The organism is Streptomyces sp. NPDC041108 (assembly GCF_055592645.1).
The window spans coordinates 85,016-96,474 of the sequence record NZ_JBVIYK010000011.1 but is presented as its reverse complement, the minus strand read 5'-3'; the positions used below and the strand labels follow the sequence as shown (position 1 = coordinate 96,474).

Annotated in this window: 8 protein-coding genes; 2 read left to right on the top strand and 6 right to left on the bottom strand. The window is 73.4% G+C overall.

All coding sequences use genetic code 11. The annotated features are described in order from the left end of the window. Window positions 1-157: 157 nt before the first annotated feature. The 5 genes from ACZ6BB_RS28245 to ACZ6BB_RS28225 form a co-directional block, all read right to left on the bottom strand. Window positions 158-1,348 carry a 4-hydroxybenzoate 3-monooxygenase gene (locus tag ACZ6BB_RS28245; RefSeq protein WP_471617955.1) on the bottom strand — a complete coding sequence of 397 codons (1,191 nt, stop codon included), beginning with the start codon at window positions 1,346-1,348 and terminating at the stop codon, window positions 158-160. 184 nt (window positions 1,349-1,532) lie between these two features. Continuing rightward, window positions 1,533-2,723 (bottom strand): type III PLP-dependent enzyme, encoded by a 1,191-nt coding sequence (locus ACZ6BB_RS28240; protein ID WP_471617954.1) that lies wholly within the window; start codon window positions 2,721-2,723, stop codon window positions 1,533-1,535. Window positions 2,724-2,737: 14 nt separating this feature from the next. Beyond that, the gene (locus tag ACZ6BB_RS28235) at window positions 2,738-4,450 is read right to left on the bottom strand and encodes an IucA/IucC family protein (RefSeq protein ID WP_471618115.1); all 1,713 of its coding nucleotides are present in this window, start codon (window positions 4,448-4,450) and stop codon (window positions 2,738-2,740) included. Window positions 4,451-4,530: 80 nt separating this feature from the next. Further along, complete coding sequence (locus ACZ6BB_RS28230; protein ID WP_471617953.1) at window positions 4,531-6,402, bottom strand: IucA/IucC family protein; 1,872 nt, start codon at window positions 6,400-6,402, stop codon at window positions 4,531-4,533. Further along, window positions 6,399-7,601, bottom strand: a complete 1,203-nt coding sequence (locus tag ACZ6BB_RS28225; RefSeq protein WP_471617952.1) for an ATP-grasp domain-containing protein — start codon at window positions 7,599-7,601, stop codon at window positions 6,399-6,401. The genes ACZ6BB_RS28230 and ACZ6BB_RS28225 overlap by 4 nt, the downstream gene beginning before the upstream one ends. 211 nt (window positions 7,602-7,812) lie before the next feature. Between ACZ6BB_RS28225 and ACZ6BB_RS28220 the strand changes: the two genes are divergently transcribed. Beyond that, window positions 7,813-8,703, top strand: coding sequence for a (2Fe-2S)-binding protein (locus tag ACZ6BB_RS28220; protein ID WP_471617951.1), 891 nt, complete (start codon window positions 7,813-7,815; stop codon window positions 8,701-8,703). A 146-nt stretch (window positions 8,704-8,849) separates the two neighbouring features. Further along, window positions 8,850-10,955, top strand: a complete 2,106-nt coding sequence (locus tag ACZ6BB_RS28215; RefSeq protein WP_471617950.1) for a glycoside hydrolase family 43 protein — start codon at window positions 8,850-8,852, stop codon at window positions 10,953-10,955. 50 nt (window positions 10,956-11,005) lie between these two features. Here ACZ6BB_RS28215 and ACZ6BB_RS28210 read toward each other — a convergent pair whose 3' ends face one another. After that, complete coding sequence (locus tag ACZ6BB_RS28210; protein WP_471617949.1) at window positions 11,006-11,365, bottom strand: ArsR/SmtB family transcription factor; 360 nt, start codon at window positions 11,363-11,365, stop codon at window positions 11,006-11,008. Between the last annotated feature and the right edge of the window lie 94 nt (window positions 11,366-11,459).

Genomic DNA, 11,459 nt, shown 5'->3' with positions numbered 1-11,459 from the left:
GGGAAAGGGGGGGGGGGTTGGGGAAGTGAGGGTGTGGGCGTGTGTGGAAGGTGTGACCGGAGGTTGAAGGGGCAATCTGAGGCTGTGGGGGGCGGGCGTCGAACGGATCCGTTCGACGCCCGCCCCTCGACGTCGTCCCCGCCGGTCAGGAACCCGGTCAGGAACCGGTTCCCAGCGACAGCCCTGTGTAGTTCTCCGCGAGTTCGGCCGCCGCGTGGCGCGAGGTGGCGACCCGGTCGAGCTGGGCGAGCTGGAGCCTGGTCTCGAACGGTGACTGGTCCGGGTCCGTGTGGAGGGTCGTGGTCATGAAGTACGAGAAGTGCTCGGCCCGCCAGACCCGGCGCAGACAGGTGTCCGAGTAGGCGTCGAGCAGCTCGGTCGACCCGGTCTCCCTGAGCCGGGCGAAGGCGCGGGCCAGCACGATGACGTCGGTCGCCGCGAGGTTGAGCCCCTTGGCGCCGGTGGGCGGCACGATGTGCGCGGCGTCGCCGGCCAGGAAGACCCGGCCGTAGCGCATCGGCTCGGTGACGTGGCTGCGCATCGGGAGGACGGCCTTGGAGGTGACGGGCCCGCGCTTGAGCCGCCAGCCGGGGTTCGCGGTGAGCGCGAGGCGGGCGTCCAGCTCGTCCCAGATCCGTTCGTCGGACCAGTCGCCCGGGTCGGTGCCGTTGGGGACCTGGAGGTAGAGACGGCTCACGGACGGCGACCGCATGCTGGCCAGCGCGAAGCCGCGCTCGGAATGGGCGTAGATCAGCTCGTCGTAGACGGGCGGGGCGTCGGCGAGGATGCCCAGCCAGGAGTAGGGGTACGTCCGCTCGTACGTCGTCCGCACGCCGTCCGGAACGGCGTCGCGCGCCACGCCGTGGAAGCCGTCGCAGCCGACCACGTAGTCACAGGTCAGGGTCTGTTCGCGGCCCTCGTGGGTGTACCGGATCGACGGACGGTCGCCGTCGGCACCCTCCACGGCGTGCACCTCGGCCTCGAACAGCAGCGGGCCGCCGCCGGTGAGCTGGAGGGCGATGAGGTCCTTGACGACCTCGGTCTGGGCGTAGACCCACACCCGGCGTCCGCCGGTCAGCCCGGGGAAGTCGACGCGGTGGGCGCGGCCGTCGAAGCGCAGTTCGATGCCGTCGTGGGGAATGCCCTCGGCGTCCAGCCGCGCCCCCGCGCCGGCCGAGCGCAGCACGTCGACGGTGGCCTGCTCCAGGATTCCGGCGCGCTGGCGCTGCTCGACGTAGGCCCGGTCCTTGCGTTCCAGAACCACACTGTCGATTCCCGCGTTGTGCAGCAGACGGGCCAGCAGCAGCCCCGCCGGGCCGCCGCCGATGATGCCGACAGTGGTGTGCATGGAGTACTCCTCGTCGTGGGAGACGGGCCGCGTCCCGTCCCGGGGGCCCCGACTCTGTTCGTCAGGTGAAATTCAGTTCACTCTCTTGTGCGCATGAGTCTGCGCCCGGCCTGCCCGCCTGTCAACGGTCACACCCCCTCAGAGGGGCCGGGCGGTCGGTCGGGTTCCGTGGCGGGGTCGAGGATCAGGCGACGAAGTGGAGACCGGGGCGCGGGTGCATGAGGAAGTCGTGGTGCGAGATGTTCCAGGCGTAGGCGCCCGCGAGCGCGAAGACCACCCTGTCCCCCGCCCGCAGCCCCGGCGCGTGCACACGGCGCGCGAGTACGTCCTTCGGTGTGCACAGCTGCCCGGCGAGGGTGACGCGCTCCCCCTCGGCCGACGGGCGCGGCCACGGGTGCGGCCACCGCGGCACCGTCAGCACCGAGCACGGCTGGTCGTGCCCCTTGGCGGCCGGGGTGCGCAGATGGTGGGTGCCGCCCCGGACCACGGCGAACTCCTCGCCGTGGCTGCGCTTCACGTCCAGCACCTCGGTGGCGTACCAGCCGCAGTAGGCGGTCAGTGCCCGGCCGGGCTCGATACGCAGGGTCAGGTCCGGGTGCGCGTCGGCGAGCCGGGCGAGGCCCGCCCCGTACTCCTGCCAGTCGAAGCGGCTCTCGGGGCGGGTGTAGTCGACGGCCATCCCGCCGCCGACGTTCACCTCGCGCAGCGGTACGTCCAGGGCCGTCGCCCAGTGCACGACCGTACGGGCGACGCAGAGCAGTGCGGGGGCGTCGAGCCCGCTCGCCAGGTGGGCGTGGACGCCGAGCGGTTCGAGGTGCGGGTAGGTGCCGTCGGTGAGGGGGCGCAGCACGTCCGGGGCACTGCCGGGGTCCAGGCCGAAGGGGGTGGGACGTCCGCCCATCGCGAGCGAGCTGCCCTCCAGTGAGCCGTCGGCCACCGCGAGGTTGAAGCGCAGGAGCACCCCGACGGGCCGGGCCGGTGCCGCCCGGCGGGCCAGCTCGCCGAGCATCCGCAGTTCGTGCTCGCTCTCGACGTGGAAGCGCGCGACGCCTCGCTCCAGGGCGTCCCGGATCTCGTCCGGGGTCTTGCCGGGGCCGCCGAAGGCCAGCGGTCTGTCCGGTACGGCCTTCGCCACATGGGCGAGTTCACCGCCGGAGGACACCTCGTACCCGTCGACGTACGGGCCGAGCGCGGCCAGGATCTCCGGCTCGGGGTTGGCCTTGGCCGCGTAGTACAGCTCGACCCGTTCGGGGAGCGCGGCCCGCACCCGTGCGGCGTGGTCGCGCAGGGCCGTCACGTCGTACACGTAGGCGGGGAGCCGGGTGGACGGCAGGGACAGGACGTGGTCGCGTGCGGCGGGGGTCGGCAGGGTCATCGACGGCTCCTGGTTCATCGGGTGCTCCGGCGCAGGACGTCCTCCGCGAGGGGGGAGGGCAGGCGGACGTAGCCGGCCTCACGGTCGGCCCTGCGTTCCCAGCGGGTGAGCAGATTGGTCTTGGCGGGGAGCGGGGCTCCGGCGAGGAGGGCGGCCAGGAGGGGCGGGCAGCCCGCCTCGTCGGCGTGGGCCCGGATGGTCGCGCGGACCTCCGCCCACAGGTCGTGCTCGGTCTCGGGATACAGGTCGGCGAGGACGGCGAGCAGCTCGGCGACGTGGTTGACGAGCAGGCAGTACACGACGCGGTCCCAGCCGCGCCGGGCGTCGTACGACATCGGTCCGGCGACCTCGGGCGGCAGTGCGGCGAGGGCGTCGGCGTGGTGGTCGGGCAGGAGCTTGGCGCCCTCCAGGTCGCGGAAGAGGACCTGGGCGGGCATGCCGTCGGGGTCGACGCAGACGAGGACGTTCTGGAGGTGGGGTTCGAGGACGAGCCCATGGTCGAAGTAGGCGGCGAGGACGGGCGGCAGGAGAAGGCGGAGGTATGCCCTCCACCAGGTCAGGGCCGCCTGGGGACCCGTGCCGTCGAGGAGGCGGGAGAGGTGGGCGGCGCTGGTCGGGTACTCGTCGGCGACGGCGGCCGCGAGCAGCGGGGTGGTGCCGGGGAGCAGCCGCCGGGACAGGCCCTCGCGGACGATCACCCCGAAGCCTTCGAGGAGGGCCCGGTCCGGGGTTCCGTCGGGGCCGGGAAGGGCGAGGCTGCGGTAGGCGGGCTCGCGCAGCACCGCGCTGCCGGGGAAGCGGCTCTCCAGGTCGGTGAGGACCGGGGCGAGGACACGGGTGAGGGCGACGGCGCCGGAGAGTTCGTAACTGGCGTTCTTGCGCAAGCAGTTGGTGATCCGGACGTTCAGGCTGAACTTCAGGAAGGCGTCACCGTCGAAGAGGGTGCGGACGGAGGCGGTGGCCGCGTACTCCCGGTCTCCGGGGCCCAGGTCGAGGATGTCGCCGCGGCCCAGCGCCTCGCGCAGCAGCCGGTGTCCGCGCAGCATCTCGTACTGCCAGGGGTGGGCGGGCAGCACCCCATAGCCGTCGGGGACGTCGCCGGACTCCCCGTCGAGCACGGCGGTCGCCCCCGCCTCGGCGCTCTCCTCGGCGATCAGGTGGTCGCGGACGGCGAGACGGCGCAGCGGGAAGGAGGCACCGGTCTCGGGCGCGTACGACCGCCAGGATTCCGCGTCGCCGGTGCGGGCCTTGGGGGTGGGGTGGAAGCGGTGGCCGAACAGCAGGGAACGCTCGGAGGCGAGATAGTCCGGGCGGCCGTGCGGGGCGGGCGCGCCGGCCCCGCGGGTGGTGAGGGTGGTGGCGAGGGCGCGGTGGCTGGAGTCCACCTGGTGCAGGAACTCGGGGTTGCGGACGCCGGTGCGCAGGGTCAGCTCGTCGTGCGTGTACACGGCGAGGCGGCGCCAGTCGAGCGGCCTCCAGCCGGTGCCCGACCGCTCGTGGACGGGGCCGGTGAAACGGTGGGCGCCCAGCAGGGACGTACGGCGCAGGGCGACCCTCAGCAGGAGGCCGCGGCGGGGCAGACGCAGCAGGAGGTGGCCGTCGCTGACGGCGGTCTGGTGTTCGGGGCCGGACACCTCGCGCAGCAGGCAGTTCAGGAGGGTGTGGGCGACGGCGTCGCCGGCGGTGGGGAGGCGGGTGGTACCGGGCGAGTCGGTGAGCGGGGGCATTCGGTGGCTCCAGCGGGTACGCGGTCGTGGGGGCGGGTCGGTCGCGAAGGCGGGGCGGGCGGCCGGGCCGGCCTCGGGGGTCATGCCGAACCACCGTGCCGGAGCAGGTAGTTGGGCCCGGTGGTGTAGTGCTTGTTGATGTCGGCGGCGCCCGACCTCTCCTTGCTCAGCAGGGTCCCGGCGGTCACCATCGCCTTCACCGGCAGCTCGGCGGCGTGCAGCACCCGTGCGCGCAGGACGGCCGCCGCGTCACCGCCGAGGCGGTCGACGGCCTCGGTGAGCCGGTCGCGTACGAGGCTCAGCAGGTCGGGCAGCGGGGCGCGGCCGTGCCGGGCGAGGCCGAACGCGTAGGCCCCGGCGCACAGATGGACGGTGATGGTGGTGAAGACATCGGTCACCGCACGGTCGTCGGCGGTGAAGGTGCGGGCGTCGTCGAAGCCCCAGCTGCCCTCGCCCTTCTCTTCGTGTACGCCGAACCTGGCGGCCAGCCGGGCACGGTCGACGCGCGGTCCGTCGTTGTCCTTCAGCAGCAGCCGCAGACCGCCGGGGGCCGGGCCGAGGACCAGGGAGACGTTCTGCTGGTGCGACTCCAGGGCGATCCCGTAGCCGAACAGCGTGGTCTGCCAGTCGAACAGCAGGCTGAGCACGGCGTCGAGCAGCGCGGTCGGGTCACCGCCGTGGAACCGGTCGGCGAGGTGGTCGAGGACCAGTCGCCCGCCGGGTGCCGGGGCGAGGAGGGCGGCCAGGGGGACGACGAGCGTGTCGTCGAGGTCCGCCGGGTGGCGGCGGCACAGTACGGCGAGGAGTTCGTGCCCGGCGTGTGCGTACACCGACTCGTCGGCGTGCAGGACCCGGCCCCGGAAGCGGGGCTCGCGGTCGAGCACCGCCTCCAGGAGGCGCTGTCCGGCGGCGCCGTCGGCGAGTGTGCCGGGCTTGATGGACCGCTTGTTGCGCAGTCCCAGGGTGGCGGTCGCCAGCGGGAGTTTGAGGTGCAGCGCGGGGGCGGCGGCCGGTGCGACCGTACGCATCGACAGGGTGGGCACGACCGTGAGGTACGTCCGGTCGGCGAGGACGGCGCGGTCGGCGAGCCCTGACTCGCGCAGGGCCGCGTCGAGAGGTGCGCCGGCGGTCAACGGGTGTACGGGCAGGGTGACATGGGTGTGGTCGAGGCCCGCGAGGCCGAGCCCGGAGGGGGTGGGCCAGCCGTCCGGGAGGGCTCCGGCCACGGTGACGGCCTCGCGGGGCAGGGCGAGCCATCTGAGGGGGAAGCTCGGGTGGAACTCCGGTGCGTAGCGGCGCAGTTGGTCGCCGTCCAGGCCCGAACGGCCGCGCGCGGTCGGGTAGACCGGGTGGTCGAGGCGTGCGGCGAGGGTGTCGAACGCGAGTCCGGCGCGCAGGCCGGTCCAGTCGGCGAGGTCGGCCCCGTACAGGTCGCCGAGCCCGGCGGCGGTCTCCTTCCCCGTCTCCTCGTGCAGCAGCATCGTCGCGAGGGTCTGGCGGCACTCCTCGGCGAACGCGTCGAAGCCGGCGCGGTCGACGGGCTCGGCGAGGGCGCGCAGGGCGGCGAGGACGGCGTCGCAGGTGCCGAGGCGGGTGCCGTCCGACTCCCTGAGCAGCAGGGGTTCTCGGGCGGCGTACGGGGACTGGAAGCCGTCCTCGGTGACGGGCAGGAGGAGGGCGTCGTCCGCGGCGGGCAGGCGCAGCCAGGGGCCGTCGGGGCGGTGGACGAGGGTACCGCGGGAGCGCAGCCCGACGACGTCCTCGCGGAGCAGGGCGCCGAGCACGCGGGTGAGGAGTGCGGCTTCGACGGTGTCCGCGGGCGCGACGGCGGTGGTGGCTGGCGCGGCGGCGGCGGTGGCGGTGGCGGTGGCGGTGGCGGGCGCAACGGCGGTGGCGCCGGGCGCGACGGCGTTCTCGGCACCGGCGGACGCGGGGCGAGCCCCGGCGGTCACGGCCGGATCTCCCAGCGCTGGGCGGCGAGGAAGTCCGCCGCCACCCGGTCGACGGCCTGCTGACCGACGGCGGTGGCGGTGAGGACGCCGAGGTAGTCGCGGTTGGTCCGGTACAGCTCGTGGCGCTCACCGATTCCGCGCAGCGGACGGTACGTCAGGTGGACGCCGTCGACGTGGAGTTCGGTGGCCGAGGGGCCGGCCACCAGGGTTCCGGCCCGGTCGGCGCAGGGGTACTCCAGGCGGGCCGCGGCGCCGCGTCCGGCGCCCAGGTCGCCGGGCAGGCCGGCGGGCAGAGGCTCGCCGAGGTGGGTGCGGAGGATGTGTTCGAAGAGCGGGAGGCCGAGGAGCCGGGCGAGCAGCAGGTCGCACCGGTCGCCGATGGCGCGGTAGTTGACCTCGATGACGCGGGCCCGGCCGTCGCGGACGACGAACTCGGTGTGACAGGCCCCGAACCCGACGCCGAGCGCGTCCAGTTGGGCGAGGATCTGTGCGACGACCGGCTCGGGGTGGGCCGGGACGAAGGCCATCCGCCGCTCGATGAAGTGGGGCGGCGGGGACACCTCGGTGTGGAAGCCGCCGATGACGTGCCGGACCCGGGCGTCACCGAGGGTCTCCAGGGTGTACAGCTCGCCCGGCAGGTACTCCTCGACGACGAGGACGGCCCCCGGGCGCCGGGCCAGGATCTCCTTGCCGCGGGCCACGAGGTCCCCGGCGTCGGCCACGAGCACGACGTCCTCGCTGGCGACGCCTTCGCGGGGCTTGACGACACAGGGGTACGGGGCGTCGGCGACGCGGGGGCCGGTGAGGTCGGCCGGGTCGCGGATCTCGGCGGACCAGACGGTGTCCACGCCGGCGGCGGCCAGACGGCGGCGCATCTCGCCCTTGTCCTTGGTGCGCAGGGTGGCCCGCCAGTCCTTGCCGGGAAGTCCGAAGTAGTGGGCGGCGAGGGCGGCCTGGGCCTGGAGGTGGTCGCTGTTGGTGAAGACCGCGTCGGGCCGGTGATGGGTGGAGATCCGGGTGACGACGGCACGGTGGTCCCGTACGTCGCACTCCAGGATCTCGGTCCCGGGGTACGTGGCGCGATGGGCGTCGGGCCGGTCGGTGAGGACGGTGACGTGCAGGCCGAGCCGGGCCGCGGCGGGCAGGAAGCCCTCGGTGACGGAGTCGGTGGGGTTGAGGGCGAGCAGGTACAGACGCATGGGGTGGTGCACTACTTCCGCTGGCGGGTCGGGGACGGCGGGACGGGCCCGTCTCGTGGTGGGGCCCGCCCCGCGAACCGCGGGAGTCACCGCCCGGGAAGCCGTACGCCGGTGGCTCGGGGTGGAGCCTGGTCATCACTGCGCGATCTTGTGGATAAGGTAAGCCTCACCTACCCCGACTGCAAAACCTCTTCACGCTCTGGAGTGACCGATGACCGTGGTTCACCTGGAGAACGCCCGGGCCGACACCGCCACGCACGTCCCGGAACTCCTGGCCGCCGCCTACCGCCGTCTGGACGCGATGTGCGACGCCCTGTCCGTACGCGTGGCCCGGCCCGGCCGACCGGGCGACCGGCCGTCGCCGCCCCCGGACGGGCGGACACCTCAAGCCGGCCCGCACACCATCGGCCTGATGGACGGTCAGGACGGTGTGGAGGCCTTCGTCGAGGCGGAGGCCGCCCGCATCCGGGACCGCCACGACCACCGCGCGCCCCGCCATGTCGCCGCCTCCCGCGCCCTGCACGACTACGCCTGGTCGGCCGGCCTGCTGATGAGCGGGGTCTGGTACCTGGAGCGGCGCGTCCCCCGCGTCGCCCCGGCCGATCTGCGGGTCGACCTCGCGACCGGCACGTTCGAGATCCGGCCCGGCTCGGGCCTCGTCTGTCTGCCGGACGACCCGGCGGCGGTCCTGCCCGGCGCCCGGGCCGTCGCCCACCAGGAGGCGCTGCGCGCCGAGTTGAGGGCCGCCGTCGCGGACCACATGGCCCCGGTGCTGGAGGCGTTCGGCCCGTACGTCCGCCGGGGCTCGCGGGCACTGTGGGGCCTGGTCTCGGACGACCTGGTCTCCGGCCTGTGGTACCTCGGCCGTGCGCGCGGCGACGAGGCCGCCGGTGTCCGGGCCGCCTCCGCGGTCCTGCCCACCGCGCACGCCCCCTTCCCCGGCGGCGCCGACTTCCGCCTGCTGCGCACCGGTGACGGCCGCGAACACCCGGCCCGCACCCGCCTGGGCTGCTGCCTCTACTACACGATCCGCCCGGCCGAGGCCTGCTCCACCTGCCCGCGCACCTGCGACGCGGAACGGCTGCGCCGGCTGGAGGAGTGACCGCGCGGGAGCGCTCACCCGCGCCGAAACTTTTCGATGCCGCCCCGAGCCCCTGAGCCGATTGACGCCGCTGGAGACAGATAGCAACACTCTTCGACGGGCTTGCGCACAGGAAGCCTCAAAAGGTCGCAGCACTGGAGGTCGGCTTGCAGGAGTACGCCGGATACGTCTTCGTCTACTTCACCGGCGAGGGCAGCCCGGACGGTGAGCGGATCCGGTTCGCGCTCAGCCGGGGCGACGACCCGCTGCGCTGGCGCGAGCTGAACGGCGGAGCGCCGGTGCTCACTTCGGACCTCGGCACGGGCGGACTGCGCGATCCCTTCCTCGTGCGCGCCCCGGAGGGCGACCGCTTCTATCTGATCGCCACCGACCTCAGGATGCACGGGGAGCCGGACGGCGACTGGGACCGGGTGCAGCGCACCGGGAGCACCTCGCTCATGGTCTGGGAGAGCACCGATCTGGTGCGCTGGACCGACCACCGACGGGTGCGCGTCGCCCCCGACACCGCCGGCAACGTCTGGGCGCCCGAGGCCGTTCACGACCCGGAGCTCGGCGAGTTCGTCGTCTTCTGGGCGTCGAAGCTGTACGCGGAGGACGACCCGGACCACACCGCCGACACCCACAACCGGATGCTCTACGCGACCACCCGTGACTTCCGCGTCTTCAGCGAGCCCCGGCCGTGGAACGACCCCGGCCACTCGGTGATCGACTCGACCGTCGTCCGGCACGAGGGCACCTACTACCGCTTCACCAAGGACGAGCGCGGCAACTCCCCCGCCGCGCCCGGCGGCAAGTTCATCACCGTGGAGAAGTCGAAGGAGCTGCGCGGCACCTCGTACGACTTCGTGGCCGACCGGATCGGGCACGGGGTCGTCGAGCAGGGTGAGGGGCCCATCGTCTTCCGCTCGAACACGGACGACCGCACGTGGTACCTGTTCGTCGACGAGTTCAGCGGGCGCGGCTACGTGCCGTTCGAGACCACCGATCCGGACTCCGGGCAGTGGACGCCGTGCGCGGAGTTCGCGCTGCCGCCCGGCGCGCGGCACGGCTCGGTGCTGCCGGTGACGCGGGCCGAGTACGAACGGCTCCTCGCCGGATACGCGCCGGCGGCGTCCGTCGTCGACGCCGACGTGCCGGACGGCCTGAAGGCGTACGCGCTCGTCGACGACGCCGCGTCCAAGGTCGTCCTGCCCCTGCACCCGGGCACCGGACTCGATGCTCTCGCACCGGAGTTCACCCTGTCCGCGGGCTCCCGGATCGATCCCGCGTCGGGCACCCCGCGCGACTTCCGCACCCCGAAGGGCTACACCGTCACCACGGCCGACGGGACCGCCCGCACCTGGACGGTCGAGGCGGTGCCGATGCGCAGCCCCTTGCTGCCGGGACTGTACGCCGACCCCAACATCCAGGAATTCCAAGGCCGTTACTACATCTATCCGACGACGGACGGCTTCGAGGGCTGGGGCGGCACCCGCTTCGAGGTGTTCTCCTCCGACGACCTGGTCACCTGGGAGAACCACGGCGTCGTCCTCGACCTGGAGTCGGACGTGAGCTGGGCGGACCGCCACGCCTGGGCACCGGCCGCCGGGGAGCGCGACGGGTCGTACTACTTCTACTTCTGCGCCGACCAGCAGATCGGTGTGGCCGTGGCCGGCAGCCCGACCGGCCCCTTCCGGGACGCCCTGGACCGGCCGCTCGTCGCGCGCGACGACTACGCGGGCCAGATGATCGACCCGGCCGTCTTCAAGGACGACGACGGCACCATGTATCTCTACTGGGGCAACTGTGAGGCGTACGGCGTCCCGCTGAACGAGGACATGGTGTCCTTCGACCCGGCGCGGGTACGGCGGTTCACTCCGGAGAACTTCCGCGAGGGTGCCTTCGTCGTCAAGCGGCAGGGCGTCTACTACTTCATGTGGTCGGAGGACGACACCCGCAGCGAGGACTACCGCGTGGCCTACGCGACCGGGCCCTCGCCGCTCGGCCCGTGGACGCAGAGAGGGGTCGTCCTGCGCAAGCGCCCGGAGCACGGGATCCTCGCCACCGGCCACCACACGGTCGTGAACGTCCCCGGCACCGACGACTGGTTCATCTGCTATCACCGGTTCGCCATCCCGGGGCCCGGCACCCCGCGCGGTGACGGCGTTCGCCGGGAATCCACCCTGGACCGGCTGGTGTTCGCGGCGGACGGCTCGATCGAGGAGGTCGTGCCGACGCTGGAGTCCATCGCGCCGGTGGCCGGCCCGAGGTGATCCGGGCGACGGCCGGGCCATGATCCGGCGGCCCGGTCGCCGTCGGGTGGTCAGTCGTGCGGCGCCCGGCCGCTGACCCGGTGGTCCGCGTGACTGAGGGCCTCCACGACCAGGCGCCTGAGATGGCCGTCGGCGAGGCTGTAGTAGATGTGACGGCCCGCACGGCGGGTGTCCACGAGCCCGGCGAGCCGGAGCTTCGCCAGATGCTGGCTGACCGCCGTGCGGGAGGCGTCGCAGCGGTCGGCCAGGGACCCCACGTCCGACTCGCCCTGGGCGAGCAGCCACAGCAGATGGAGCCGGGTGGCGTCGGAGAGCATCGCGAACACGCCGGTCGCCTCGGCGAGCCGCGCGCTGTCGGGGGCACGCAGGTGCGCACCGGACGCAGATGACACGGCGTGGCGTTCTGGCATGGGGCCAGCGTAGGCGTTTCGCCTTCGACGCGGGGTGTCACATACGGGGCACTGTCATGTGCGCACGTGCGCACATGAGGGTTACACTCGTGCG

Coding starts and splice junctions, on each gene's coding strand:
- ACZ6BB_RS28225 (WP_471617952.1), bottom strand. CDS start 7,601: ATGCGTCTGTACCTGCTCGCCCTCAACCCCACCGACTCCGTCACCGAG.
- ACZ6BB_RS28240 (WP_471617954.1), bottom strand. CDS start 2,723: ATGACCCTGCCGACCCCCGCCGCACGCGACCACGTCCTGTCCCTGCCG.
- ACZ6BB_RS28235 (WP_471618115.1), bottom strand. CDS start 4,450: ATGCCCCCGCTCACCGACTCGCCCGGTACCACCCGCCTCCCCACCGCC.
- ACZ6BB_RS28210 (WP_471617949.1), bottom strand. CDS start 11,365: ATGCCAGAACGCCACGCCGTGTCATCTGCGTCCGGTGCGCACCTGCGT.
- ACZ6BB_RS28245 (WP_471617955.1), bottom strand. CDS start 1,348: ATGCACACCACTGTCGGCATCATCGGCGGCGGCCCGGCGGGGCTGCTG.
- ACZ6BB_RS28220 (WP_471617951.1), top strand. CDS start 7,813: ATGACCGTGGTTCACCTGGAGAACGCCCGGGCCGACACCGCCACGCAC.